We start from the raw sequence: 26,878 nt of genomic DNA, 5'->3' as shown, positions 1-26,878 counted from the left end.
CCCTCACTCCGGCTTGAATCCGTGGGCCGCCGCGATGGGCCATCCATGGCCCAACACGGCTAACCCGGCGTCCTGCCGGGTTACCCACGGATTCAAGCCTGCGTTCGGCCAGCGTGGTTGACGGGGCCTGTCAGATCAAAAGCAAGATCAAAAGCAGAGCACGGCGGCCTGGTAGCCGACCTGAGTGGTAGAAGCAAAAGCAGGGCAAAAGCACAGCAACACATGATCCATCTGATCCACTGAGCTCCAAATGTGGGAGCGGGCTTGCCCGCGAATGCGGTGGTTCAGTCAGCTCATGTGTCACTGGCACACCGCCTTCGCGAGCAAGCCAGCTCCCACCTTTGACCGAGTACAACCGACACACTTCTACCTGATGCACAGAGATCCAAATGTGGGAGCGGGCTTGCCCGCGAATGCGGTGTGTCAGTCAGCTCTTGTGTCACTGGCACACCGCATTCGCGAGCAAGCCCGCTCCCACAATTTCACCGAGTGCAGCCCGCCAGCACCGCACCGCTTTGCTTTTCTGTGGGAGCTGGCTTGCCTGCGATGCAGGCACCTCGGGCTATCAGTGAAACCCAGTTGATGCCATCGCAGGCAAGCCAGCTCCCACCTTTGACCGAGTACAACCGACACACTTCTAACTGATGCACAGAGATCCAAATGTGGGAGCGGGCTTGCCCGCGAATGCGGTGGGTCAGTCAGCTCTTGTGTCACTGGCACACCGCATTCGCGAGCAAGCCCGCTCCCACACTGAATTGGGTTGAGCTTCAAGGATTAGGTCGGCTGTCAGGCCGCCTCGCTTCCGCTTTTGATCTAACCACTCAGGTCGGCTACTAGGCCGCTGTGCTCTGCTTTTGATTTTGATTTTAGGCGCCCCGTTAAACCACGCTGGCCGAACGCAGGTAGTACGGAGCGGGTAAACCGGCAGGACGCCGGTTTAGCCGCGACGGGGCAGGGACGGCCCGTCGCGGCGGCCCGCGGAGTAATGCCTGCGTGAGGGCACACCGAGCCTAAGCGAGGTGCCGAGTGGTGGGGCAAGAGCCTTTTGGTTACTTTTGGGCTCTTTTCAAAAGTGACTCGCCGTAAGGGCGAAACCAACCTCAGCCATCCCCCAATAACGGATATACACCCCGTCACCCACCAGCAGGCACCAAAAACGCCGCCTCCAACAACTGCCGCGTATAAACATGCTGCGGCTCAGCAAAAATCGCCGAAGCCTCCCCCTGTTCCACCACCTGCCCATGCTTGACCACCATCAACTGGTGACTCAAGGCCTTCACCACCGCCAAGTCATGGCTGATAAACAGATAGGTGAGGTTGTACTTGGCCTGCAAGCTGCGCAACAACTCCACCACCTGCCGCTGCACCGTACGGTCCAGCGCCGACGTCGGCTCATCCAGCAAAATCAGGCGCGGCTTGAGCACCAGCGCACGGGCAATGGCAATCCGCTGCCGCTGCCCCCCGGAAAACTCATGCGGATAACGGTGCCGCGACTCCGGATCCAGCCCAACCTCACGCAGCGCCGCAATAATCGCGGCCTCCTGCTCAACAGCTGTGCCCATCTTGTGAATCCGCAACCCCTCGCCAACAATCTCGCTGACGCTCATCCTCGGGCTCAAGCTGCCAAACGGGTCCTGAAACACCACCTGCATTTCCCGCCGCAACGGGCGCACCTGCTGCTGAGTCAGCCGGTCCAGCTGCTGGCCCTCAAAACGAATCCCGCCTTTGCTGGCGATCAAACGCAGGATCGCCAGGCCCAAGGTGGATTTGCCCGAGCCGCTCTCACCGACAATGCCCAGGGTCTGACCCTGAGGCAGGCTGAAATTGATACCGTCCACCGCTTTGACGTAATCCACGGTGTTACGCAAAAAGCCTTTTTTGATCGGAAACCACACCTTCAGGTCATCAACTTCCAGCAAGGGCGGCCCGACTTCATTGGCCGCCGGCCCACCACTGGGTTCCGCCGCGAGTAACTCCTGGGTGTAAGGATGCTGGGGCGACTGGAACAGCGTCTCGCAGTCAGCCTGCTCGACGATGCAACCCTTTTGCATCACGCACACGCGGTGGGCAATGCGCCGCACCAGGTTCAAGTCATGGCTGATCAGCAACAACGCCATGCCAAGGCGCGCCTGCAACTCCTTGAGCAACTCCAAAATCTTCAACTGCACCGTCACGTCGAGGGCCGTGGTCGGTTCATCCGCGATCAACAACTCCGGCTCGTTGGCCAGGGCCATCGCGATCATCACCCGCTGCCGCTGGCCGCCGGACAGCTCGTGAGGCAAGGCCTTGAGGCGTTTGTGCGGCTCGGGAATGCCCACCAGCTCAAGCAGTTCCAGCGTGCGCCGGGTGGCGACCTTGCCAGTGAGCCCCTTGTGCAGGCCGAGCACTTCGTTGATCTGCTTTTCAATCGAATGCAGCGGGTTCAACGAGGTCATCGGCTCCTGGAAGATCATCGCAATACGATTGCCGCGAATATGCCGGATGGTTTTTTCTTTGAGCGTCAGCAGGTCTTGCCCGGAATAGGTGATGGTGCCGGCCGGGTGGCGGGCCAGCGGGTAGGGCAGCAGGCGCAGGATCGAGTGGGCAGTGACCGATTTGCCCGATCCGCTTTCGCCGACCAGGGCGAGGGTTTCGCCGCGTTTGATATCGAAATTGACGTTATTGACCACCCGGTGGTGATGGTCGCCGGTGACGAACTCGACACAGAGGTCGCGGACTTCGATCAGATTGTCCTGATTCATCTCATTTCCTCGGGTCGAAGGCATCGCGAGCGGACTCGCCGATAAACACCAGCAAGCTCAACATGATCGCCAGCACGGCAAAGGCACTGATGCCCAGCCACGGCGCTTGCAGGTTGGATTTGCCCTGGGCCACCAGTTCGCCCAGCGACGGCGAGCCGGCTGGCAGACCGAAGCCGAGAAAATCCAGCGCGGTGAGGGTGCCGATGGCGCCGGTGAGGATGAACGGCATGAAGGTCATGGTCGAGACCATGGCATTGGGCAGGATGTGCCGGAACATGATCGCGCCGTTCTGCATGCCCAGCGCGCGGGCTGCGCGCACGTATTCGAGGTTGCGCCCGCGCAGGAATTCGGCGCGCACCACATCGACCAGGCTCATCCACGAAAACAGCAGCATGATCCCCAGCAGCCACCAGAAGTTGGGCTGCACAAAACTGGCGAGGATGATCAACAGGTACAGCACCGGCAGGCCGGACCAGATCTCCAGAAAACGCTGTCCGGCGAGGTCGACCCAGCCACCGTAGAACCCCTGCAAGGCGCCGGCGATCACGCCGATGATCGAGCTGAGCACGGTGAGGGTCAGGGCGAACAGCACCGACACGCGGAACCCGTAAATCACTCGCGCCAGTACATCGCGGCCCTGGTCATCGGTGCCCAGCAGGTTGACCGACGAGGGCGGGGCGGGCGCCGGTACTTTCAAGTCGTAGTTGATGCTCTGGTAGCTGAACGGGATCGGCGCCCACAGCGTCCAGGCGTCCTTGGCCTTGAGCAGTTCCTGGATGTACGGGCTCTTGTAGTTGGCCTCCAGCGGGAATTCGCCGCCAAAGGCGGTTTCCGGGTAGCGCTTGAGCGCCGGGAAGTACCAGTCACCGTCAAAGTGCACGGCCAAGGGCTTGTCGTTGGCGATCAACTCTGCGCCCAGGCTCAGTACAAAGAGGATCAGGAACAGCCACAGCGACCACCAGCCACGCTTGTTGGCCTTGAAACGCTCGAACCGACGGCGATTGAGGGGGGACAGGTTCATCTCAATGCTCCCGGCTGGCAAAGTCGATACGCGGATCGACCAGGGTGTAAGTGAGGTCGCCGATGAGTTTCACCACCAGCCCCAGCAAGGTGAAGATAAACAGCGTGCCGAACACCACCGGGTAGTCGCGGTTGATCGCCGCTTCAAAGCTCATCAGGCCCAGGCCGTCGAGGGAGAAGATCACTTCCACCAGCAACGAGCCGGTGAAGAAGATGCCGATAAAGGCGGACGGGAAGCCGGCAATCACCAACAGCATCGCGTTGCGAAACACATGGCCGTAGAGCACGCGGTGGTGGGTCAGGCCCTTGGCCTTGGCGGTGACCACGTACTGTTTGTTGATCTCGTCGAGGAAGCTGTTTTTGGTCAGCAGTGTCATGGTCGCAAAGTTGCCGATCACCAGCGCCGTGACGGGCAGGGCCAAATGCCAGAAGTAATCGAGGATCTTGCCGCTCCAGCTCAGTTCGTCGAAATTGTTCGAGGTGAGCCCGCGCAAGGGGAACCAGTCCAGGTAACTGCCGCCGGCAAATACCACGATCAGCAGGATCGCAAACAGGAACGCAGGGATCGCATAACCGACGATGATTGCCGAACTGGTCCACACGTCGAAGTGGCTGCCGTGGCGCGTGGCCTTGGCGATCCCCAGCGGAATCGACACCAGGTACATGATCAGCGTGCTCCATAACCCGAGGGAAATGGACACCGGCATCTTTTCCTTGATCAGGTCGATGACTTTGGCGTCACGGAAGAAGCTGTCGCCGAAATCCAGCCGGGCGTAGTTCTTGACCATGATCCACAAACGTTCCGGCGCCGATTTGTCGAAGCCGTACATCTTCTCGATTTCCTTGATCAGCGTCGGGTCCAGGCCCTGGGCGCCGCGGTAGCTGGAACCGGCCACCGACACTTCGGCGCCGCCGCCGGCGATACGGCTGGTGGCGCCTTCAAACCCTTCGAGCTTGGCGATCATCTGTTCCACCGGGCCACCGGGAGCGGCCTGGATGATGATGAAGTTGATCAGCAAAATCCCGAACAGCGTGGGGATGATCAGCAACAGGCGGCGAACAATATAAGCCAGCATTTAATCGCCTCCGCTCGCCGGATCGGCGCTTGTGTCCAGGGTAACGGCTGGTTTTACGTCAGGTTTGGCCCACCAGGTGGCGATGCCGACGTCGTAGCGTGGCGGGACTTTGGGGTGGCCCAGGTGATCCCAATAGGCCACGCGGAAGGTTTTGATGTGCCAGTTGGGGATCACGTAGTAGCCGAACTGCAAGACCCGGTCGAGGGCTTTGGCGTGGGCCACCAGGCTTTTGCGCGAGTCTGCATCGATCAGCTGTTCGACCAGTTGGTCGATGACCGGGTCCTTGAGGCCCATGTAGTTGCGGCTGCCGGGTTTGTCGGCACTGGAAGAGGCCCAGAATTCGCGTTGTTCGTTACCCGGTGAGGTCGACTGCGGGAAACTGCCCACCAGCATGTCGAAGTCGCGAGAGCGCAGGCGGTTGATGTACTGCGAGACGTCAACGCGGCGGATCACCAGATTGATGCCCAGGTCCGCCAGGTTGCGTTTGAACGGCAGCAATACGCGTTCGAAGTCGGTCTGGGTCAGCAGAAACTCGATGGTCACCGGTGTGCCGGTGGTGTCGACCATTTTGTCGTCGACGATCTTCCAGCCGGCTTCTTGCAGCAACTGGTAGGCCTCGCGCTGCTGGGTGCGGATCATGCCGCTGCCATCGGTCTTGGCAGGCTCGAACGCCTGGGTGAAGACTTCGGCGGGAAGTTTGTCGCGAAACGGCTCCAGGATTGCCGTTTCATCCGGGCCCGGCAGGCCGGTGGCGGCCATTTCCGAGTTTTCAAAGTAACTGCGTGTACGCGTGTACGCGCCGTTGAACAGCTGTTTGTTGCTCCACTCGAAATCCAGCAGCAGGCTGATCGCCTTGCGCACCCGCACATCCTGAAACATCGGCTTGCGTGTGTTGAACACAAAACCCTGCATGCCGGTGGGGTTGCCGTTGGGGATTTCTTCCTTGATCAGCCTTCCCTGGGTGACGGCCGGGATGTTGTAGGCGTTGGCCCAGTTCTTCGCGCTGAATTCCAGCCAGTAGTCGAATTGCCCGGCTTTCAAGGCTTCGAGCGCCACGGTGCTGTCGCGGTAATAGTCAGTGATGCGGTTATCGAAGTTGTAGAAACCCTGGGTGACCGGCAGGTCCTTGGCCCAGTAATCCTTCACGCGCTCATAGCGAACCATGCGCCCGGCCTTGACCTGCGCCACCTTGTACGGCCCGCTGCCCAGCGGTATTTCCAGGTTGCCCTTGGCAAAGTCACGGGTGGCCCAAAAATGCTTGGGCAATACCGGCAACTGGCCGAGGATCAGTGGCAACTCACGGTTGTTGGTGCGCTTGAACTTGAACAGCACGCGCAGCGGGTCTTCGGCCACCACTTCATCGACGTCGGCGTAGTAGGTGCGGTAGAGCGGCGAGCCGTCCTTGAGCAAGGTCTGGAAGGTGAAGACGACGTCTTCGGCGCGGATCGGGTGCCCATCGTGAAAGCGCGCTTCGGGGCGCAGGTAGAACCGCACCCAGCTGTTGTCGGGGGCCTTTTCGATCTTGCCGGCCACCAGCCCGTATTCAGTCACAGGCTCGTCCAGGCTTTGCATGGCCAGGGTGTCGTAGATCAACGGCAGGTTGTCTGCGGGCACACCCTTGCTGATGTAGGGGTTGAGGCTGTCGAAGCCGCCCATGCTCGATTCGCGAAAGGTGCCGCCCTTGGGCGCGTCGGGGTTTACGTAGTCGAAGTGCTTGAAGTCGGCGGGGTACTTGGGCGGCTCGTTGTAGAGGGTCAACGCGTGTTGCGGCGCGGCGTTGGCCGCGCTGCACAGCAACAGGCCGCTCAGGAATGCGTTGCGCAAATTCATCATTGGGCTTTCTCCGAAGCTTTCAGCCACCACGCGCTCAGGCCCAGGCTGTAAGGCGGCGTGGTGACAAAGGCGAACCGGTTGCGGTACGCCAAGCGATGATAGTTGAGGTACCAGTTGGGAATACTGTAGTGCTGCCACAGCAGCACCCGGTCCAGCGCGCGGCCGGCGGCCAGTTGTTCTTCGCGGGTCTGCGCCGCCAGCAGTTGTTCCAGCAGGCGGTCGACCACCGGGTTGGCGATGCCGGCGTAGTTCTTGCTGCCCTTGATACCGGCCTGGCTGGAGTGGAAGTACTGCCACTGCTCAAGGCCCGGGCTCAAGGTCTGGTTGAGGGTGATCAGGATCATGTCGAAGTCGAACTGATCCAGGCGCTGTTTGTATTGCGCGCGGTCAACGGTACGCAGGCGTGCGTCGATGCCGATGCTGATGAGGTTCTCGACATACGGCTGCAGGATGCGCTCCAGGTTCGGGTTGACCAGCAGGATCTCGAAGCGCAGCGGTTGCCCGTCACTGTTGAGCAGACGCTGTCCCGACAGCCTCCAGCCGGCTTCGCCCAGCAACGCCAGGGCGCGGCGCAGGGTGTCGCGCGGAATGCCGCGACCGTCGGTCTGCGGCAGGCTGAAGGCTTGCGTAAACAGGTTGGGCGGCAGCTGGTCGCGGTACGGCGAGAGCATCAGCCACTCATGGCCCACCGGCACGCCAGTCGCGGAAAACTCGCTGTTGGGGTAGTAACTCAGGGTGCGTTTGTAGGCGCTGCTGAACAGGGTGCGGTTGGTCCATTCAAAGTCGAACATCAACCCCAGGGCCTCGCGCACCTTGGTCTGGGCAAAGGTCGGCCGCCGCGTGTTCATGAACAGGCCCTGGCTCTGGGTCGGGATCTGATGGGCGATCTGCGCCTTGATCACGTCGCCGCGGTTGACCGCCGGGAAGTTATAGCCGGTGGCCCAGTTCTTGGCCTGGTGCTCGATATAGATATCGAATTCGCCGGCCTTGAAAGCTTCGAACGCCACGTCGCTGTCGCGGTAGAACTCCACTTCGACGTTGTCGTAGTTGTAGAAACCCTGGTTCACCGGCAGGTCTTTGCCCCAGTAATCCTTGACCCGCTCGAACACCAACTGCCGGCCAGGCGTGACCTTAGTGATGCGATAGGGCCCGCTGCCCAACGGTGGCTCAAAGGTCGTGGCCTTGAAGTCGCGGTTTTTCCAGTAGTGCTGGGGCAATACCGGCAGTTCGCCCAGGCGCAGGATCAGCAGCGGGTTGCCGGCGCGCTTGAACACAAAGCGAATGCGATGGCGGTTGAGGATATCGACCCGCGCCACTTCCTGCAGGTTGGTGCGGTATTGCGGGTGGCCTTCGGTCAGCAGGGTGCGATAGGAAAACGCCACGTCATAGGCGGTGATCGGCTTGCCATCGTGGAAACGTGCTTCGGGGCGCAGGTTGAACACCACCCAACTGCGGTCTTCGCTGTATTCCACCGACTGGGCGATCAGCCCGTAGCTGGAGGTGGGTTCGTCGCCGGACGGCGCGTACTGGCCGGTGCCGACCATCAACGGCTCGTTCAGCTCATTGACGCCGTATTGCAGGAAATTGGGCGTGGAAACCGGGCTTGAGCCCTTGAAGGTGTAGGGGTTGAGCGTATCGAAGGTGCCAAATGCCATGACCCGCAGTGTCCCGCCTTTTGGCGCTGCAGGGTTTACCCAATCGAAGTGGGTGAATTTGGCCGGGTACTTGAGTGTGCCGAACTGCGTATAACCGTGGCTCTCGGTAATCGTCGCGTTCGCCTCAAAGCTCAAGGCCAGACTTATTAGTAGAAGGAGGGGACGCTTCAAGTCAGAGATCCGATCCAGGCGGCTTGGGCTTTATGATCGGTACAGTAACAGCTTGTTCCGGCTGGAAAAAGGCTGTTGGAAAGCTCCTGGTCAGGGGCTGATAAGGTATTGAACAGTGTGCAGAACAAATGTGGGAGCGGCTTGCCCGCGATAGCATCAACTCGGTGCAACTGATGCACCGAGGTGTTTGCATCGCAGGCAAGCCAGCTCCCACACGGGCCAGCGTTTATGCAGGTTTACCTTGGCCCGGAAACCACCAGCATCTGGCCTGGCTTGAGTGCCTGGCCGGTGCGCGGGTTCCAACGCTTGAGGTGTTGCATCTCAACGTTGAAGCGCTTGGCGACGATGTACAGCGAGTCGCCTTTTTTGACCTTGTATTGCACCGGCTTCTTGCTGTCAGCCTTGGCCACCAGCTTGCGCGTGTCCTGCATCACCAGGGTCTGGCCGACCTTGAGGGCCTGGCCGTTGAGCTTGTTCCAGCGCTGCAGGTCATGCACATCGACCCTGTTCGCCTTGGCGATCAGCGTGAGGTTGTCGCCACTGCGCACTTTGTAGCTGCGGCTGCGCCCGGCCACGCGCGCGGTCTCAACTTCGTCGAACACCTGCTTTTTCGGGCGCATGGCCAGCAGTTCTTCGGGCTTCATCATCGAAAGCGTGCTGGTGAGCAGATGCGCCTTGGAACTCGGCACCAGCAGGTGCTGAGGGCCGTCGAGGGTGGTGCGTTGTTTCAGGGCCGGGTTGAGCTGGAACAGTTCGTCTTCATCGATTTCAGCCAGCGCGGCAACCCGTGACAGGTCCATGCTTTGCTTGACTTCAACCACTTCGAAGTACGGGGTGTTGGCGATCGGGCTCAGGTTGACGCCATAGGCCTCGGGGGCCAGCACCACTTGGGACAATGCCAGGAACTTGGGCACGTAGTCCTTGGTTTCCTGGGGCAGGGGCAGGTTCCAGTAGTCGGTCGGCAGGCCGAGCTTTTCGTTACGCTCGATGGCCCGGCTGACCGTGCCTTCCCCGGCGTTGTACGCCGCCAGGGCCAGCAGCCAGTCGCCGTTGAACATGTCATGCAGACGTGTCAGGTAGTCCAGGGCGGCGGTGGTGGAGGCGGTGATGTCGCGGCGCCCGTCGTAGGCGCGGGTCTGGCGCAGGTTGAAGTAGCGCCCGGTGGAGGGAATGAACTGCCACAAGCCGACTGCATCGCTGCGCGAGTAGGCCATTGGGTTGTAGGCACTTTCAATCACTGGCAGCAGCGCCAGCTCCAGGGGCATGTTGCGTTCTTCAAGGCGTTCGACGATGTAATGAATGTAGAGGCTGCCGCGTTCTCCGGCGTTCTCCAAAAAGGACGGGTTGCTGGCGAACCACAAACGCTGTTGCTCGATGCGCGGGTTGACGCCCAGGCCGTCCTGCAATTGAAAGCCCCGTCGCATGCGTTCCCAGACATCCTGGGGCACTTCGGGGCTGGGCTTCTCTGAGAGCCAAATAGGTTTTTGCTTGATCTTGGCGGCAAGATTGGGTTTGGGTTGCACGGTGGATTGTGCAGCGAAATGAGTCGATTGGCAGCCCGCCAGAGTAGCGGACACAGCCACCGCCACGGCTTGAGCCAGGCGGGTCAATGCGTCTGAAGAAATGGATTTACGAATAGATGACGACATTGGCTGGAAGTAAGTTCCGGGCAAAAATGTCGGGCGATTCTAGAAAGCGCTTTGGTTCCGGTCAACCATTCAGAAAATCCGTATCAGATTGCATCCGCTTAGAACTTATCTTTCCACGCCCTCAAGCTAGCAAACACCTCGGCCCCAGAGCGGTTATCGCGCCCATTCCGTTCGTCCGCTTTTTGTTTAACGGATGTTTCGGCGGTACGCAAAAAAGGGTTAGTACGTTTTTCCAGGGCGAGGTTGGACGGCAACGTCATCTCGCCGTGGGCCCGCAATTGCTTGACCTGCTCGACCCGTTCGGCAATATCGGCGTTGTCAGGCTCCACCGCCTGGGCAAATTTGAGGTTACTTTGTGTGTATTCGTGGGTGCAGTACACCAGGGTCTCGGCTGGCAGGGCGGCGAGGCGTTCCAGCGAGGTGTACATCTGTTGCGGCGTGCCTTCGAACAGACGGCCGCAGCCGGCGGCAAACAGCGTGTCGCCACAGAACAGCAAGCCTTGATGGTAAAAGGCGATATGGCCGAGGGTATGGCCCGGCACGCTATAAATGTCGAAGTCCAGGCCCAGTACGCTGACACGGTCGTTGTCCTGCAACGCGACGTCCCGTGCCGGGATGTTCTCGTTTGCCGGCCCGTAGACCTTGGCGTTTGTCACACGTTTGAGTTGCTCGACGCCGCCGACATGATCATGGTGATGGTGGGTGATCAGGATGTCGCTGAGGGCCCACTGCGGATTTTGTTCGAGCCAGGCCAGCACCGGCGCGGCATCGCCGGGGTCGACCACGGCGCAGCGCAGGGTTTGCGGGTCTTGTAACAACCAGATGTAGTTGTCGGTGAAGGCGGGTAGGGCACTGATCTGTATCATTCTTCGATTCGCCAAGCTGAACACATTGGTGCATCTTAGAACGTCTAGGCGAGTTGGAGAATGCAATGACTGATAAAGCGTTCGCCCAGGCCGATCCTGAGTGGCTGGCCCTGATCGGCGCAGCCCGTGAATGGCTGTCCGGGCCGATCGGGCAATTTTTGCTGGATGAAGAACGGCGCATGCTCGAAGACGAGCTAGGCCGGTTCTTTGGTGGCTATCTGGTGCACTACGGCCCGTCTGCGCAGACGCCGCCTTCTGCGCCTCAGGTGCAGCGCAATGTGCGCCTCGGTGCGCCGTTGCCGGGTGTGGAGATCGTCTGCGAGGAGCAGGCCTGGCCTTTGAGCGAGCACGCCGCCGACGTGGTGGTGTTGCAGCATGGCCTGGATTTTTGCCTGTCGCCCCATGGTTTGTTGCGCGAAGCCGCCAGCAGTGTGCGCCCGGGGGGCCATTTGCTGATTGTCGGCATCAACCCCTGGAGCAGCTGGGGTCTTCGCCATGTGTTCGCCCATGATGGCCTGCGCCAGGCACGCTGCATCTCGCCGTCGCGGGTGGGCGACTGGCTGAACCTGCTGGGCTTTGCGCTGGAGAAACGCCGCTTCGGGTGCTATCGTCCGCCGCTTGCGTCGGCCAAGTGGCAAGGCCGTCTGGCGGGCTGGGAGCGCCGGACGGGCGCCTGGCAATTGTCGGGCGGCGGCTTCTATTTATTGGTCGCGCGCAAGATCGTGGTCGGGCTGCGGCCGGTGCGTCAGGTGCAGCGCCAGCCCATGGGCAAGCTGGTGCCGATGCCGATGGCCAAGGTCAATCGCAAGCAAAGCGAACCGTAAACCTCTTTTTTGATGACCGCCGAATTTTTCGGCCTCGGGATACTGTCGGTCGATGATCGCCAGCCCGTTTTGATGGATGCAACCGATGACCGATAGCGTAGAACTCTTCACCGATGGCGCCTGCAAAGGCAACCCCGGCCCCGGCGGCTGGGGCGCCTTGCTGGTGTGCAAGGGCGTGGAGAAGGAATTGTGGGGCGGCGAAGCCAATACCACCAACAACCGCATGGAGCTGATGGGGGCCATTCGTGGCCTGGAAGAGCTCAAGCGCCGTTGTGACGTGCTGTTGGTGACCGACTCGCAGTACGTGATGAAGGGCATCAACGAGTGGATGGTCAACTGGAAAAAGCGCGGCTGGAAAACCGCGGCCAAGGAACCGGTTAAGAACGCCGACCTCTGGCAGTTGCTCGATGAGCAATGCAATCGCCATAACATCACCTGGAAATGGGTGCGTGGGCATATCGGTCACCCCGGCAACGAGCGCGCCGACCAGTTGGCCAACCGGGGTGTGGACGAAGTGCGCGGCTACAAACAGAGCTGAGCCGACTGACGTGTTAACATCGCGCCCTTTGACGCACACCACAGTGCATACCACCGTTGAGAGCTGAACCCAGATGGCCATCCGATCTGTTGTACTCGATACCGAAACCACCGGCATGCCGGTGACCGATGGTCACCGGATCATCGAAATCGGCTGTGTCGAATTGATGGGTCGCCGTCTTACCGGGCGTCACTTCCACGTCTACCTGCAACCGGATCGTGACAGTGACGAGGGCGCGATCGGCGTCCACGGCATCACCGACGAGTTCCTCAAGGGCAAGCCGCGCTTCGCCGAAGTGGCCGACGAATTTTTCGAATTCATCAACGGCGCCCAGCTGATCATCCATAACGCGGCGTTCGACGTCGGCTTCATCAATAACGAATTTGCCCTGATGGGGCAGACCGAGCGTGCGGATATTTCCCGGCATTGCTCGATCCTCGACACCTTGATGATGGCGCGCGAGCGTCACCCGGGCCAGCGCAACAGCCTGGATGCCTTGTGCAAACGCTACGGCGTCGACAACTCTGGCCGTGAACTCCACGGCGCCTTGCTCGACTCCGAGATTCTGGCCGACGTTTACCTGACCATGACCGGCGGGCAAACCAGCCTGTCCCTGGCCGGTAACGCCTCCGACGGCACTGGCTCGGCAGAGGGCTCGGGTAATCGCCCTTCGGAAATCCGCCGCCTGCCGGCTGATCGCAAGCCGACCACCATCATCCGTGCCAGTGAGCAGGATCTGGCTGAGCACGCGGCGCGGCTGGAAGCGATTGCCAAGTCGGCGGGCGCGCCGGCGTTGTGGTCGCAGCTGACCCAGCAATAGCCTCGGTCGAACACGGTTAAAAAATGTGGGAGCTGGCTTGCCTGCGATAGCGGTAGGCCAGCCAACATATCTGTGACTGATCCACCGTCATCGCAGGCAAGCCAGCTCCCACTGTTGATTTGCAGCGCCTTGGAAATCTTCATTCGCCACATCCGCTCCCAGCTTCTACCCTGAGTACATAGCCCTGGGGACTGCCCGCACTCATGTACAAAGACCTGAAGTTTCCTGTTCTGATTGTGCACCGTGATATCAAGGCCGACACCGTTGCCGGTGACCGGGTTCGAGGCATCGCCCACGAGCTGGAACAGGAAGGCTTCAGTATTTTTTCTGCAGTGGATTACGCCGAGGGCCGCCTGGTGGCTTCTACCCATCACGGGCTGGCGTGTATGTTGATCGCCGCTGAAGGTGCCGGGGAAAATACCCACTTGCTGCAAAACATGGTCGAACTGATCCGCCTGGCGCGGGTGCGGGCGCCCAGCCTGCCGATCTTTGCCCTGGGCGAGCAAGTCACGCTGGAAAACGCGCCCGCCGATGCCATGAGTGAGCTCAACCAGCTGCGCGGCATTCTTTATCTGTTTGAAGACACCGTGCCGTTTCTGGCGCGACAAGTGGCTCGCGCGGCGCGCACTTATCTGGATGGCTTGCTGCCGCCTTTCTTCAAAGCCCTGGTGCAACACACCGCTGACTCCAATTACTCCTGGCACACGCCCGGCCATGGCGGCGGCGTGGCGTATCGTAAAAGCCCGGTGGGGCAGGCGTTTCATCAGTTTTTCGGCGAAAACACGCTGCGTTCGGACTTGTCCGTGTCGGTGCCGGAACTCGGCTCGCTGCTCGATCACACCGGGCCCTTGGCCGAAGCCGAAGCCCGCGCCGCGCGTAACTTTGGCGCCGATCATACGTTCTTTGTGATCAACGGCACCTCCACGGCCAACAAGATCGTCTGGCACTCCATGGTCGGCCGTGACGACCTGGTGCTGGTGGACCGCAACTGCCACAAGTCGGTGCTGCACTCGATCATCATGACCGGTGCGATCCCGCTGTACCTGTGCCCGGAACGCAACGAACTGGGGATCATCGGCCCGATCCCCTTGAGCGAGTTCAGCCCCGAGTCGATCCGCGCCAAAATTGCAGCCAGCCCTCTGACGCGTGGCCGACCACCGAAAGTGAAGATGGCGGTGGTCACCAACTCCACCTATGACGGCCTGTGCTACAACGCCGAGCTGATCAAGCAACAATTGGGCAACAGTGTCGAGGTGTTGCATTTTGACGAGGCCTGGTACGCCTACGCGGCGTTTCACGAGTTCTTTGCCGGGCGTTACGGCATGGGCACTTCACGCACGCCCGACAGCCCTCTGGTGTTTACCACGCACTCAACCCATAAGCTGCTGGCGGCCTTCAGCCAGGCCTCGATGATTCATGTGCAGGACGGCGGCGCGCGGCAGCTGGACCGTGATCGTTTCAACGAAGCGTTCATGATGCATATCTCCACCTCGCCGCAGTACAGCATCATCGCGTCGCTGGACGTGGCCTCGGCGATGATGGAAGGCCCCGCCGGGCGTTCACTGCTGCAGGAAATGTTTGATGAGGCGTTGAGTTTTCGGCGCGCCCTGGCCAACCTGCGCCAGCACATCGCCGCCGAGGACTGGTGGTTCTCTATCTGGCAACCGCCCTCGGTGGCGGGTATCGATCGAGTTGTCACCGCGGACTGGCTGTTGCATCCGCAGGACGACTGGCACGGATTTGGCGATGTGGCCGAAGACTATGTGCTGCTTGACCCGATCAAAGTGACCCTGGTGATGCCCGGCCTGAACGCCGGCGGCGCCTTGAGCGACTGCGGGATTCCCGCCGCGGTGGTCAGCAAGTTCCTCTGGGAGCGCGGGTTGGTGGTGGAAAAAACCGGCCTGTATTCCTTCCTTGTGCTGTTTTCCATGGGCATCACCAAAGGCAAATGGAGTACCTTGCTCACCGAACTGCTGGAGTTCAAGCGCAATTACGACGCCAATGTCAGCCTGGCCAGTTGCTTGCCCTCGGTGTTTAAACAAGGGCCGGCACGCTATCAGAACCTCGGTTTGCGCGACCTGTGTGACCAGTTGCACGGCTGTTATCGCAGCAATGCCACGGCCAAACACCTCAAGCGCATGTACACGGTGTTGCCGCAAATCGCGATGAAACCGGCTGACGCCTACGACCAGTTGGTCAGGGGTGAAGTGGAGGCGGTGTCGATTGACGCCTTGCCAGGTCGCATCGCAGCCGTGATGCTGGTGCCTTATCCGCCGGGCATTCCGTTGATCATGCCGGGTGAGCGCTTTACCGAGTCGACACGATCGATCATTGACTACCTGGCGTTCGCGAGGACGTTCGATAGCAGTTTTCCCGGTTTTGTCGCCGATGTTCATGGGTTGCAACACGAAGACGACGGCGGTGGTCGTTGTTACACCGTCGATTGCATCAAAGGGTAAAGGATGTTTATGCAAGCTGTAATGAACCCGAAGTACCCGGGGCTCAGCGTACGGGTCGCCGATGAAGGTTTTGATGCCTACGTGTGGGGCAATGATTTCAGTTTTGAGGTCAGTGCCTACGGCGTGCCGGAGATGGGCAAACGCGTCGACCAGTGGGCCGTTGAACGCATCCTGCCGTACCGTAAGTGTTATGGCATCGACCCGGAAGAGTTCGCCAGTTTTCGCGATGCGCCTGACAGCGCGATCTTCATGGCGTACCTGGATGACCGTGCGGTGGGGCATATCGTGGTCAGCACCAACTGGAACGGCTTTGCCCACGTCGACGAACTGGCGGTGGCCTTGCCTGCGCGCCGTCATGGGGTGGCCAAGGCCTTGCTGGACGTGGCGCAGTTCTGGAGTCGCAAGAAAAACCTGCCGGGCATGATGCTGGAAACCCAGAACAACAACCTCGGCGCCTGTCGTCTGTATGAGCGTTGCGGCTATGTCATGGGCGGGATTGATCAGCTGCGTTATCGCGGCATCGATCCGCAGACCCGTGAAGTGGCGATTTTCTGGTACCGGTTGTTCAAGACCGAGCTCGAACAGGTTTAACTCACCAGCAGGCTATCGGCCTTCTGCGTGACAATGTCCAGCAACGCATTGAGTGCCGGTGACGTCTCCGCGTCCTTGAGAGTCAGCGCGTACAAGCTGACCATGATCGGCGGCGACACCGGGCAAGCATCCAGGCCAGCCTCGCGCGCACCGGACGCGGTGAACGGGTCGACAATCGCCAGGCCTTCGCCGGCTTCCACCATGCTGCGCATCATCTGGTAGGTCTGCACCCGCGTCTGCACCACCGGCAGCGGGCGCAGGGCCTGCAGCTTGGCGTCCAGCAAGCGGCTCAACGGGTCATGCCCTTCAAGCCCGATCAGCGATTGCCCGGCCAGGTCCTGCAAGGCGATGTACTTTTGTTTGGGTTTCAGCCAGCCATGGGGGGCGAGCAATTGCAGCTTGCCCTCGGCCAGCACGCTGCTCTGGATTTGCGGGTGTTGCGGGTCATGCAGGCTCAGGCCCACATCGGCTTCGTGCAGCAGCAGGCTTCTGACGATCTCGCGGGTCGGCTGGCTCGACAGGTTGCACGGCGTGTCCTGGAAGCGCCGGCGCAGTACGGCGATGCTTTGCGGCAACAACTGATTGGCCAGCGGCGGGGTGCACAGCGCGCGCAAGGCCGGAGCGTGATGGAGTTTCAAGCGGCTGGCCAGGCGTTGCACCGGCTCCAGCGCCTCATAGAGGTGACTGATGTGTGCCTGCAGCTCGAGTGTTTCGCGCGTCGCTTGCAAACGCCCGCGCACACTGGCAAACAGCATGAAGCCCAGTTGCTGCTCGGCATCCTTGAGCGTTGCGTCTACATCGCCCACGGGAAGTTGCAACCACTCGGCGGCCGTGCCGAGGTGTCCGGTCTGCAAGATGGCCTGAATCACTTCGATATGACGTAAACGCATCGCCGGAGTCTAGGGTCAGTGGGGCGGGGATTCAATGGCTGGGAAAAAAACAGCGCGGGCCTTGATGCGAGTCGTCTAACGTTCACCTTGCGCGCGCTGCAACGAGCGGGTCATATAAAGAGCGTATCAACCGAGGTTCAACAGGGAGCCCTTCCAATGCCCGGATACACCGCAGTCACAGGCAAACCGCAACCCCAGCAGGGTTTTACACGCTGGGCGGTGCTGGTGGTACTGGTCATCATTGGCTTGCTGGCCCTGGCGGTGGGGCCGCGCTTGTTTGGTGATGTGACGCTGGCAGAGATCGCGACGGCCAAGGCCCAGGTGGCCGAGCTGGGCAAGGCGGTCGAACAGTTTCACCAAGACACGGGTCGCTACCCCACCGATGAGGAAGGTCTGGAGGCGTTGACCACGCCACCTGCGCAAGACGCCAAGTGGAAAGGGCCCTATGTCAGTGACGAGTTGTTGACCGACCCGTGGGGCGTTGCCTATCAGTACCACTACCCGGCGACGCAGCCCAACACGGCGTTCGACCTGTTTTCGTTCGGCAAGGACCGCACGCTGGGCGGGGTCGGCGATAACAAGGACATTACCTACGGCGACAACTGATTCATCTGGCATTAGTCATCGACCTGATTAGAATGGCTGCGCTGATCAATAACGACCAATACAACAAAAACAGGTCTGGTCTCGAATGCCTATTCCCTCACGTTTCTTCGGGGTAATGGCCAAGCAACTCCTGGTGCTGGTGACCGTGGGGTGCGTGGCTGCTTATCTCTTCGATAATCACGATGAACACACGCCGGAAAGCCGCGCACTCGAGGCGTTTATCCGTTCCCAGGAACAGGTGGATGCGCAGGTGGGGGCGGTGCTGGAGGTCGTGTTGATCAGGCAGGTGGTGGCCTATCCCGCTAACGGCGCGCCGGGCTACAAGCGTTCGCTGTATGCGGTTGAGGGCGAGCGGGGGCGTTTGATGGTGACGCTCAAGCAGGTGGAGGGCGAGCAGGGCGTTGAAGTCACGCAGCTACGCCGGCCGTGATCACCCAGCCCAGTCAATGCCATCAATGGCCAGGACTGAGCAGGTCGATAAGCCGAGATCTTATGACGCGAGGGTCGTTTGCGATTCGCGGACGATAATGGTCCCCGACTGGATCAATTTGAATTCATCGCCTTCCAGTTTCTCTACACGATCGCCAATGGCCAGCTTGTAGGTAGTGGTAGGCGCCGAGCCAGCCAGGTCGCCTTGCACCGGGTTGGATTCCTGGAACTCATGCACCGAATACACGCGTCCTTCCGCGTCTCTGGCATGGAACTGTCCGACAAGTACTGCAGCCATCTGTTTAGAACCTCTGGAGATAAACACTCGATTTGCGGTTCTGTAGACCGTCATGGAGCGGGGTAGTTTACCTATGGAAAAAAAATACTATTCGCTGATGTTTTCAGAGTCTTCCTACGCAAGTCACTGCTCGGCAAACGTCTGCGGAATTATCAAAACCTTCTGGTGAACCTGCGGCGAAGACTTTATAACTGCAAGCTCCTTAGTCAAACGTCGGGAAAACCTCCATGAGCAAGGTCTACACGATTGCCGTCCTGGTTGGCAGCTTGAGAAAAGACTCGATCAACCGCAAGGTCGCCCTGGCCCTGGCCGATCTGGCCCCTGCCACTCTCAAATTGAACATTGTGGAAATTGGCGATTTGCCGCTCTACAACGAAGACCTCGAGGGAGCATCGCCGCCCGCAGCCTACAGTAGTTTCCGTCAGCAAGTACGCTCATCCGACGCGGTGTTGTTTGTGACGCCCGAATACAACCGTTCCGTGCCCGCACCGTTGAAGAATGCCATTGACGTAGGGTCTCGTCCTTACGGGCAAAGTGTCTGGGGCGGCAAACCGGGGGCGGTCATCAGTGTGTCGCCCGGAGCGATTGGCGGCTTCGGCGCCAACCATCACCTGCGCCAGTCGCTGGTGTTCCTTGATGTGCCGTGCATGCAGCAACCGGAAGCGTACCTGGGGGGCGCGGGCAGCGTGTTTGATGACGCAGGAAAACTCTCGGAAAAGACCAGGCCGTTCCTGCAGGCGTTTATCGACGCCTACGGCAAGTGGGTAGAAAAGCAGTCCGCCTGATGCGTCTGCCCGTGTAGGAACCTGCCTGCCGGCGATTGGCCCTCACGCCTGGCGCTGCCAATCACATCGCCTTCGCCGGCAAGCTGGCGCCTGCCGCCGCCCCGTGGTCAAGCGAGGCGGTCTGCCAGCGCCAGGGCCTGCTCGGTGGCTGCCTGGCGAGACGCCTGATCCACTTGCGGCCCCAAGATAGTTTTTTCCACAGACAGCGAGTGCACATCGGTCACGCCGATAAACCCGAGCCAGGCCTCCATGTACGGTTTCTGAAAGTCCATCGCCTGTGCGTCAGGCGCTGAAAAATCCATGCCCCGCGCATACACATTCACCGCCGTTTTGTCATGCAGCAACCCGCGCAAGCCATGCTCCGGGCTGAACTCGAACAGCACGCCTTTCTGCGAAACCACGTCGATAAAGTGCTTGAGCTTGTAGGGCAGCGCGAAATTCCACAGCGGCACCGAGAACACCAGCAAGTCGGCCTGATGCAGATGGGCCGCCAGCGATCTCAGCGCGTCCCAGGCTGCCGCCTGTTCCTCGGTCAATGCTGTGCCGCTGAGGCCGGCATATTTGGCCTCCATGATCGGGCCATCGAACTCCGGCAGGTCCAGAGCCCAAAGGTCCAGCGTCACCACGCGGGTGTCCGGGGCGTTGTGCTGATAACGCGCGATGAATTGTCGGGCGATTTCCAGCGACGCAGAGCGCTGTTTGCGCGGCGAGCATTCAATGTGCAGAAGAGTGGTCATGACAGGCCTCGGGAATGATGACCTGAACATTGCAACATAGCGCTCGATGAAATATAAATCGTATTTCCCTCGTCTATTGATCACCTATCAGAATATGTTTGATGCCTTGCTGCTCAAGACCTTCGTCGCGGTCGTGGACGAGGGCGGCTTCAGCCGCGCCGGTGAGCGCCTGCACCTGACGCAATCGGCCGTCAGCGGGCATTTACGCCGCCTCGAAGAACAGGTCGGCAAACCGCTGCTGACGCGCACCACGCGTTCCCAACAGTTGACGCCGGATGGTCAGCGGTTGATCGCCTATGCGCGCGGCATCCTGGCGCTGCATCGTGATGCATGGGCAGAACTGACGCGTTCGGCGTTTGAAGGAAGCCTTCGCGTAGGTGTGTCGGAGGAGTTCGCAGAGGCGCGTTTGCTGCGGGAGCTGCAGGACGTTGCCGCGCAGTACCCTGGCCTGCATATCAGCGTGCAGGTGGGCATCCCCGGTTCGTTGCTGAGTTTGATGAAACAGGGCGAGCTGGATGTGGTGGTGGGATCGTTGTGCGAGTCCAGCGAGCCGGGCCTGGCGTTATGGCGCGAACCGTTGGTGTGGGCCTGGTCTATGCAACCGCTGGCGGCATTGCCGACGCCGTTGCCACTGGCCTTGTTTCCCGAGCCCTGTCCGTACCGCGAGGCGGCGCTGTCACGGCTTGCCCAAGCTGGAATTGCTCAGCGTACGGCCATGCAGTGCGCCAGCTATGCGGCGTTGCACGCCGCGGCATCGGCCGGTTTTGCCGTGGCCCCGATGGCGCAAAGCCAAGTGGGCCCAGGCTTGGCGGTCCTCGGCGCCGAGCACGGGTTGCCCGCATTGCCCGATGCCGAGTTTCGCCTGTTCAGCGCGCCGGACGCCGACCCGCGCATGGTCGAGGTCGTCACCCAGGTGGTGCTCCGCTATGGCGCTGCCCGGCGCGACTGAAGCTCAGCGCAACCAGTTGGTGCGCGCCAGCTCGATCACTTCGTCGCCACGCCCGCTCATCACTGCCTTGAGCATGTACAGGCTGAAACCCTTGGCCTGTTCCAGCTTGATGCTCGGCGGCATGACCAGTTCCTGCGTTGCCGTGACCACGTCCACCAGCACCGGGCCGTCATGGGCCAGGGCGCGACGCAGGGCCGGCTCGAGGTCTTCGGATTGCTCCACACGGATGCCCAGGATGCCCATGGCGTTGGACATGGCCGCAAAGTCCGGGTTTTTCAGCTCGGTACCGGTGTCGAGGTAGCCGGCGGCTTTCATTTCCATGGCGACGAAACCCAGTGAGGAGTTATCGAACACGATGACTTTTACCGGCAGTTTCAGTTGCGCCAACGAGATGAAATCGCCCATCAGCATGGCGAAACCGCCGTCGCCGGACATCGAAATCACTTGGCGTCCGGGAAAGGCCGCCTGAGCGCCGATGGCCTGAGGCATCGCATTCGCCATCGAACCGTGATTGAACGAGCCGATCAGGCGGCGCTTGCCGTTCATCTTCAGGTAGCGCGCGGCCCACACGGTGGGCGAGCCGACGTCGGCCGTGAAGATGGCATCGTCGTCCGCCAACTCACTGAGCAAGCGTGCAACGTACTGTGGGTGGATCGGCCGGTCGGCCTTTGAGGGTTCCGCCAGGTCGTCCAGGCCTTGGCGGGCTTTTTCGTAATGCTTAAGCGAAGTCTCGAGAAAGCTGCGATCGGTTTTGCGCGTCAAGCGTGGCAGCAGCGCGTTGATGGTTTCGCTGACGTCGGCGGCGATGCCCAGGTCCAGCGTGGCCCGACGCCCGAGCGCCTGCGGATTACGGTCGACCTGGATAATTTTTGCGTCGGTCGGGTAGAACTGGCGGTAGGGAAAGTCGGTGCCGAGCATGATCAGCGTGTCGCAGTTGAGCATGGCGTGGTAACCCGAGCTGAACCCGATCAAGCCGGTCATGCCGACGTCAAACGGGTTGTCCCATTCCACATGTTCTTTGCCGCGCAACGCGTGCACCACCGGTGCGCCAAGGGCATCGGCCAGGGCCACGACCTGGTCATGGGCACCGGCGCAACCGCTGCCGCACAGCAAGGTGACTTTCTCGCTGCTCTGCAGGATTTCGCTGAGGCGTTGCAGGTCCTGTTCCGCCGGCAAGGTGCGCGGCGCGTGCAGGGCCGGCCATGGCTTGAGGGTGTTTTCCACTTCCAGCAACGACACGTCGCCTGGAATGACGACCACCGCCACGCCACGGTTAAGAATCGCCGAGCGCATCGCGCGGTGCAGCACTTGGGGCATTTGCGCAGGGTTGGTCACCAACTCGATAAAGTGGCTGCACTCCTTGAACAGCTCCTGGGGATGGGTTTCCTGAAAGTAGTTCAAGCCGATTTCGGAGGAGGGGATTTGCGCAGCAATGGCCAGCACCGGCACGTGGTTGCGATGGCAGTCGAACAGGCCATTGATCAAGTGCAGGTTGCCCGGCCCGCAGCTGCCGGCGCACACCGTCAATTCGCCGGTGGCGGCGGCCTCGGCACCGGCGGCGAACGCGGCCACCTCTTCGTGGCGCACGTGCATCCATTCGATGCTGTCCATGGTGCGCAAGGCGTCGGTCAAGCCATTGAGGCTGTCGCCGGTCAGGCCCCAGATGCGCTTGATGCCCGCCTGTTCAAGGGTGGTCGCCAATTGCTGGGCCAGGTTGATTTTCGCCATGAAAAACTCCAATCGTCAGTGAGGTTAAAAACTGCTGATCAATAGGGGACAGTTCGATCACGGCGGATGTTCATCCTTTAGTGTGAAGATTGCGTCATCGTGCGCCCACAGTGGTGCTTTTGTGTTGCTGACATTGCATGTGCAGTCACGACCGCAACCCCCACAGTCCTCGTGGCTCGCTCATTGCTGTACCGAGCGGACATAAAAAAAGCTCTGGCATGCCAGGGCTTTTTCATGGGCTAACGCTTAGCGACGACGAAACAGCGGCAACGGCTCATCCGTGGCTGCCTGGTACGTCACCGAGAAATCCTTGAGGCTTTCCAGCGCTTCGTACGGGTCTTTGTCGGCACGCAAGGCGAAGGCGTCGAACCCGCAACGGTGCAGATAAAACAGCTGGTCGCGCAGCACGTCGCCAATCGCGCGCAGCTCGCCCTTGAAGCCGTAGCGGTCACGCAGCAGGCGCGCGTTGGAGTAGTTGCGCCCGTCGGTGAAGGCCGGGAAGTTCAGGGCGATGACCTGGAAGTGCTCCACGTCGGCGCCGATCTCTTCGGCTTCTTCATCGGCGTCCAGCCACACACCCAGGCCGCCGTCGCGGGCCTTGAGGGCATGGCCGTGCTCGCGCCACAGGGCCAACGGCACGATCAGGTCGTCGCAGTTGGAAATGCCGTCGAAGCTCGCGTCCTTGGGCAGCAGGTGCCAGGTTTCGTCGAGAACTTCGTTGTTCTTAATGATTCGCTGCATAGACGCGCTCCTTGAACAGGTCGATGCCGATGCGCTGGTAGGTGTCGATGAAACGCTCATCTTCGGTGCGCTGTTCGATGTACACATCGATCAGTTTGCCGATCACCTCGGGCATGGCTTCCTGGGCGAAGGACGGGCCGAGGATCTTGCCCAGGCTCGCATCGCGGCTGGCGCTGCCGCCCAGGGACACTTGGTAGAATTCTTCGCCTTTCTTGTCCACGCCCAGGATGCCGATGTGGCCGACGTGGTGGTGACCACAGGCGTTCATGCAACCGGAGATGTTCAGGTCCAGCTCGCCGATGTCGAACAGGTAGTCCAGGTCGTCGAAACGGCGCTGGATCGATTCGGCAATCGGGATCGATTTGGCGTTGGCCAGGGAGCAGAAATCGCCGCCCGGGCAGCAGATGATGTCGGTCAGCAAGCCGATGTTCGGCGTGGCGAAACCGCCTTCGCGCAGCTCGCCCCACAGGGTGAACAGCTGGCTTTGCTCAACGTCCGCGAGAATGATGTTCTGCTCGTGGGAGGTGCGCAGTTGGCCAAAGCTGTAGCGCTCGGCCAGGTCGGCGACGGCGTCCAGCTGCTTGTCGGTGATGTCACCCGGCGCAACGCCGGTGGGTTTGAGCGACAGGGTCACGGCGACATAGCCCGGCTTTTTATGCGCCAGGGTGTTGCGGGTGCGCCAGCGGGCGAAACCTGGGTGCTGCTGATCGAGTGCAGCCAACTCGGCGTCCTGATTGCTCAGGGCCTTGTACTCAGGATCGACGAAGTGCTTGGCCACGCGGTGTACTTCGGCTTCGGTCAGCGTGGTTTGGCCACCGCGCAGGTGTTCCATTTCGGCGTCGACTTTCTGCGCGAATACCTCAGGGGTCAGCGCCTTGACCAGGATCTTGATCCGGGCCTTGTATTTGTTGTCACGACGGCCGTAGCGGTTGTAGACCCGCAGGATGGCGTCGAGGTAGCTCAACAGGTCTTGCCAGGGCAGGAATTCATTGATGAACGCGCCAACGACCGGCGTACGGCCCAGGCCACCACCGACCAGCACGCGGAAACCCAGCTCGCCGGCCGCGTTGTGCACCGGCTCAAGGCCAATATCGTGCACTTCGATGGCGGCGCGGTCCGAGGTCGAGCCATTGATGGCGATCTTGAACTTGCGCGGCAGGTAGGCGAACTCAGGGTGGAAGGTGGTCCACTGACGCACGATTTCACACCACGGGCGCGGGTCGATCAACTCATCGGCCGCCACACCGGCGAATTGGTCGGTGGTCACGTTGCGCAGGCAGTTACCGCTGGTCTGAATGGCGTGCATCTGCACGGTGGCCAGCTCGGCGAGGATGTCCGGCACGTCCTCCAGCGCCGGCCAGTTGAACTGTACGTTCTGGCGGGTACTGATGTGGGCGTAGCCTTTGTCGAAGTCGCGGGCAATCTTGGCCATCATGCGTGTCTGACGGGAAGTCAGTTGGCCATAAGGCACGGCAACCCGCAGCATCGGCGCAAAGCGCTGAACATAAAGGCCATTTTGCAGGCGCAGAGGGCGGAACTCTTCTTCGCTCAGTTCACCTGCTAGGTAGCGTCGGGTCTGATCACGGAACTGCTTGACGCGGTCCTCAATGATGCGCTGATCGTATTCGTCGTATACGTACATATAGGTCCTGTTCTCGGCAAATCTGCGCGCACGGCCGCGCACTCCCAACGGAGCCGGCGCACGATACCAGTTTGCGTTTATGCGCAAAAGTGATGTTTGAGTATATGCAAATAACCAAAATGCCTAATGAGAAGGGTTATCGCGATACCCACATTTGTCATGCGGGCAATCATCAACTTTACTGTGAGCGTGTTTGAGTGCAATCACCTATAAAACCGATAAGAGGCGATGCAATGAGCAATTCGACCAAAGCCCGTAAACCCGACAGTACCGTTGATGCCTGGGCGATTTTGTTTCTGATAATCCTGGTGGTTGGAACCGCCGTGTTCTGGGTTAGCCACCAATAAACCAGCGTTGATTGGACCTCGATTGACTGTCGTATTGCCACTATCATGGCCGTCAACGTTCAAGGTTCTGACAACTATGTTGAAGGTTTTTATTACGTGTGTGTGGTTGCTGGGATCGACGTTCGGGGCCACGGCCCACGCCGCGTCGGTGGTGTTTCTCAACCCTGGCACGTCCACGGAAACCTTCTGGGTCAACTACGCGCAATTCATGCAGGCCGCTGCCAAGGACCTCGGCCTGGATTTGCGCGTGCTTTATTCCGAGCGCGATCCGCGTAACACCCTGGCACAGGCCCGCGAAGCGCTGCAAGGCAGCGAGCGGCCTGATTACCTGGTGCTGGTGAATGAGCGATACGTCGCCCCGCAGATTCTGCGCATGGCCCAGGGCAGCCCAGTCAAGCTGCTGATCGTGAATAACGCCCTGACCAGCGACCAGGTGCAATTGCTCAATGCACACAGCTATCCCAACTGGCTCGGCAGTCTTATCGCCAATGATGAGGATGCCGGTTACCTGATGCTCAAAGAGCTGCTGCGTCAGCATGGCCCCGTCGCACCCGGCCAAACCCTCGATCTGCTGGCGTTTTCCGGGGCCAAGACCACGCCGGCGGCGCAGCTGCGCGAGCAGGGTTTACAGCGGGCTCTGGTCGATTTTCCCTACGTGCGTTTGCGCCAGCTGGTGTACGGCGAGTGGAGCCGCCAGCGCGCGTTCGACCAGGCCACACAACTGTTCAAACGTTATCCGCAAACCGCGCTGGTGTGGTCGGCCAATGATGAAATGGCGCTGGGCGCGATGGAGGCGCTGCAAGCCACTGGGCGTACGCCGGGCAAGGACGTGCTGTTCAGCGCCGTCAACAGTTCGCCCGAGGTATTGCGGGCCCGCCTCGATGGGCGCTTGAGCGCATTGGTGGCGGGGCACTTCACCCTTGGCGGCTGGGCGATGGTGCTGCTGCATGACGATGCGCTGGGGCTGGATATCCGCCAGAACGGCGTGAATGAGCGCAGGCTCGATCTGTTTGAGTTGATCGGCCCGGACCTTGCCCAGCGTCTGCTGGACATCAACGCGGCGCAGGTCTACGGCGTAAATTTCCAGGCATTGTCGGCCCAGGGCAAACCGGCCGGTTACGTTTACCCGTTCGGCTTGCAGCTGTTAACGCCTTGAGCGCACTCAAACGCCTGCCAGGTGCAGCACCAGCTTGACGATGGCGAACAGGGTCAATGCAAACACCGCCGTGAACACAATTCCCAGGATCACGAAGTGGCTGGGCTTGCCGTGCGTGAAATCGCGCGCGCGGTTCTTCCCGCTTTGCACCCCGAAGGCTGCGGCCATCACGCTGTGCAGCATTTGCCAGAACGTAGGGGGCTTATTGGGTGAGTCGTTCATAAAACCCTCGTCATGCGGATTCGGTCGATCCTGAGCAAGCATAGTCAATTCCCCGCAGCGGGCGATAAAAGTGCACCGCTTCGCGGGGCCGCCAGCGTGATTTTC

At 60.5% G+C, this 26,878-nt stretch carries 24 protein-coding genes; 10 read left to right on the top strand and 14 right to left on the bottom strand.

The features are described 5' to 3' along the window. Nucleotides 1-1,133 precede the first annotated feature (1,133 nt). From ACM530_RS28040 to gloB, 7 genes are all read right to left on the bottom strand, one after another. On the bottom strand, nt 1,134-2,741 hold the full coding sequence (locus tag ACM530_RS28040; RefSeq protein WP_416363741.1) for an ABC transporter ATP-binding protein: 1,608 nt from the start codon (nt 2,739-2,741) through the stop codon (nt 1,134-1,136). 1 nt (nt 2,742) lies between these two features. Next, nucleotides 2,743-3,762: an ABC transporter permease gene (locus tag ACM530_RS28035; RefSeq protein ID WP_106578708.1), complete on the bottom strand. Its 1,020-nt coding sequence runs from the start codon at nt 3,760-3,762 to the stop codon at nt 2,743-2,745. A gap of 1 nt (nt 3,763) precedes the next feature. After that, entirely contained in the window at nt 3,764-4,837 is a 1,074-nt protein-coding gene (locus tag ACM530_RS28030; protein WP_416363740.1) for a microcin C ABC transporter permease YejB, read from the bottom strand. Then, on the bottom strand, nt 4,838-6,670 hold the full coding sequence (locus ACM530_RS28025; RefSeq protein ID WP_262206465.1) for an extracellular solute-binding protein: 1,833 nt from the start codon (nt 6,668-6,670) through the stop codon (nt 4,838-4,840). It lies immediately after the preceding gene. Continuing rightward, nucleotides 6,667-8,496, bottom strand: coding sequence for an extracellular solute-binding protein (locus ACM530_RS28020; protein WP_416363738.1), 1,830 nt, complete (start codon nt 8,494-8,496; stop codon nt 6,667-6,669). The genes ACM530_RS28025 and ACM530_RS28020 overlap by 4 nt, the downstream gene beginning before the upstream one ends. A 236-nt stretch (nt 8,497-8,732) precedes the next feature. After that, nucleotides 8,733-10,145 carry a transglycosylase SLT domain-containing protein gene (locus ACM530_RS28015; protein ID WP_145165966.1) on the bottom strand — a complete coding sequence of 471 codons (1,413 nt, stop codon included), beginning with the start codon at nt 10,143-10,145 and terminating at the stop codon, nt 8,733-8,735. Nucleotides 10,146-10,243: 98 nt separating this feature from the next. Further along, a complete protein-coding gene (gene gloB, locus ACM530_RS28010) occupies nt 10,244-11,011 on the bottom strand; it encodes a hydroxyacylglutathione hydrolase (RefSeq protein WP_145165967.1) in 768 nt (255 codons plus the stop codon). A gap of 65 nt (nt 11,012-11,076) precedes the next feature. Here gloB and ACM530_RS28005 point away from each other — a divergent pair, with 65 nt between their 5' ends. The 5 genes from ACM530_RS28005 to ACM530_RS27985 all read left to right on the top strand — a co-directional run bounded on the left by ACM530_RS28005 (nt 11,077) and on the right by ACM530_RS27985 (nt 16,243). Then, a complete protein-coding gene (locus ACM530_RS28005) occupies nt 11,077-11,835 on the top strand; it encodes a class I SAM-dependent methyltransferase (RefSeq protein WP_416363737.1) in 759 nt (252 codons plus the stop codon). An 85-nt stretch (nt 11,836-11,920) separates the two neighbouring features. Continuing rightward, nucleotides 11,921-12,373: a ribonuclease HI gene (gene rnhA / locus ACM530_RS28000; RefSeq protein ID WP_029291380.1), complete on the top strand. Its 453-nt coding sequence runs from the start codon at nt 11,921-11,923 to the stop codon at nt 12,371-12,373. A gap of 79 nt (nt 12,374-12,452) precedes the next feature. Next, nucleotides 12,453-13,193 carry a DNA polymerase III subunit epsilon gene (gene dnaQ, locus ACM530_RS27995; RefSeq protein WP_242197927.1) on the top strand — a complete coding sequence of 247 codons (741 nt, stop codon included), beginning with the start codon at nt 12,453-12,455 and terminating at the stop codon, nt 13,191-13,193. 203 nt (nt 13,194-13,396) lie between these two features. Next, entirely contained in the window at nt 13,397-15,652 is a 2,256-nt protein-coding gene (locus ACM530_RS27990) for an Orn/Lys/Arg decarboxylase N-terminal domain-containing protein (protein WP_416363736.1), read from the top strand. A gap of 9 nt (nt 15,653-15,661) precedes the next feature. Beyond that, a complete protein-coding gene (locus ACM530_RS27985; protein ID WP_119741603.1) occupies nt 15,662-16,243 on the top strand; it encodes a GNAT family N-acetyltransferase in 582 nt (193 codons plus the stop codon). Here ACM530_RS27985 and ACM530_RS27980 read toward each other — a convergent pair. After that, the gene (locus ACM530_RS27980) at nt 16,240-17,133 is read right to left on the bottom strand and encodes a LysR substrate-binding domain-containing protein (protein WP_242197626.1); all 894 of its coding nucleotides are present in this window, start codon (nt 17,131-17,133) and stop codon (nt 16,240-16,242) included. The two genes, ACM530_RS27985 and ACM530_RS27980, sit on opposite strands and share 4 nt — an antisense overlap. A gap of 156 nt (nt 17,134-17,289) precedes the next feature. Here ACM530_RS27980 and gspG point away from each other — a divergent pair, with 156 nt between their 5' ends. Both gspG and ACM530_RS27970 read left to right on the top strand, forming a co-directional pair. Continuing rightward, nucleotides 17,290-17,739, top strand: a complete 450-nt coding sequence (gene gspG, locus ACM530_RS27975) for a type II secretion system major pseudopilin GspG (protein WP_145165972.1) — start codon at nt 17,290-17,292, stop codon at nt 17,737-17,739. Nucleotides 17,740-17,824: 85 nt separating this feature from the next. Beyond that, on the top strand, nt 17,825-18,169 hold the full coding sequence (locus ACM530_RS27970; protein WP_416363735.1) for a hypothetical protein: 345 nt from the start codon (nt 17,825-17,827) through the stop codon (nt 18,167-18,169). Between the two features lie 60 nt (nt 18,170-18,229). Here ACM530_RS27970 and ACM530_RS27965 read toward each other — a convergent pair whose 3' ends face one another. Continuing rightward, the gene (locus ACM530_RS27965) at nt 18,230-18,466 is read right to left on the bottom strand and encodes a hypothetical protein (RefSeq protein WP_106578721.1); all 237 of its coding nucleotides are present in this window, start codon (nt 18,464-18,466) and stop codon (nt 18,230-18,232) included. A gap of 227 nt (nt 18,467-18,693) precedes the next feature. Here ACM530_RS27965 and ACM530_RS27960 point away from each other — a divergent pair, with 227 nt between their 5' ends. Further along, the gene (locus tag ACM530_RS27960; RefSeq protein WP_145165974.1) at nt 18,694-19,251 is read left to right on the top strand and encodes an NADPH-dependent FMN reductase; all 558 of its coding nucleotides are present in this window, start codon (nt 18,694-18,696) and stop codon (nt 19,249-19,251) included. 107 nt (nt 19,252-19,358) lie between these two features. Here the strand turns inward: ACM530_RS27960 and ACM530_RS27955 are convergent, their stop codons facing one another. Continuing rightward, entirely contained in the window at nt 19,359-19,988 is a 630-nt protein-coding gene (locus tag ACM530_RS27955; RefSeq protein ID WP_262206470.1) for an FMN-dependent NADH-azoreductase, read from the bottom strand. 94 nt (nt 19,989-20,082) lie between these two features. Between ACM530_RS27955 and ACM530_RS27950 the strand changes: the two genes are divergently transcribed. Continuing rightward, nucleotides 20,083-20,937, top strand: a complete 855-nt coding sequence (locus ACM530_RS27950; protein ID WP_416365133.1) for a LysR family transcriptional regulator — start codon at nt 20,083-20,085, stop codon at nt 20,935-20,937. 3 nt (nt 20,938-20,940) lie between these two features. On the opposite strand, the gene poxB is transcribed toward ACM530_RS27950, so the two are convergent. The 3 genes from poxB to ACM530_RS27935 form a co-directional block, all read right to left on the bottom strand. Further along, a complete protein-coding gene (gene poxB / locus ACM530_RS27945; RefSeq protein ID WP_106578724.1) occupies nt 20,941-22,665 on the bottom strand; it encodes a ubiquinone-dependent pyruvate dehydrogenase in 1,725 nt (574 codons plus the stop codon). A gap of 246 nt (nt 22,666-22,911) precedes the next feature. Beyond that, nucleotides 22,912-23,406 carry a DUF934 domain-containing protein gene (locus ACM530_RS27940; RefSeq protein ID WP_145165977.1) on the bottom strand — a complete coding sequence of 165 codons (495 nt, stop codon included), beginning with the start codon at nt 23,404-23,406 and terminating at the stop codon, nt 22,912-22,914. Further along, nucleotides 23,390-25,048, bottom strand: a complete 1,659-nt coding sequence (locus tag ACM530_RS27935; protein WP_017136919.1) for a nitrite/sulfite reductase — start codon at nt 25,046-25,048, stop codon at nt 23,390-23,392. The genes ACM530_RS27940 and ACM530_RS27935 overlap by 17 nt, the downstream gene beginning before the upstream one ends. A gap of 423 nt (nt 25,049-25,471) precedes the next feature. Between ACM530_RS27935 and ACM530_RS27930 the strand changes: the two genes are divergently transcribed. Further along, a complete protein-coding gene (locus tag ACM530_RS27930) occupies nt 25,472-26,551 on the top strand; it encodes an ABC transporter substrate-binding protein (RefSeq protein WP_416363734.1) in 1,080 nt (359 codons plus the stop codon). Between the two features lie 6 nt (nt 26,552-26,557). On the opposite strand, the gene ACM530_RS27925 is transcribed toward ACM530_RS27930, so the two are convergent. Beyond that, nucleotides 26,558-26,773, bottom strand: coding sequence for a DUF2970 domain-containing protein (locus ACM530_RS27925; RefSeq protein ID WP_106578727.1), 216 nt, complete (start codon nt 26,771-26,773; stop codon nt 26,558-26,560). Nucleotides 26,774-26,878: the final 105 nt, after the last annotated feature.

Origin of the sequence: Pseudomonas sp. NFX183 (assembly GCF_047943075.1) — a bacterium.
Classification (GTDB): Bacteria; Pseudomonadota; Gammaproteobacteria; order Pseudomonadales; family Pseudomonadaceae; genus Aquipseudomonas.
This window is presented reverse-complemented; position numbering and strand designations above follow the sequence as displayed.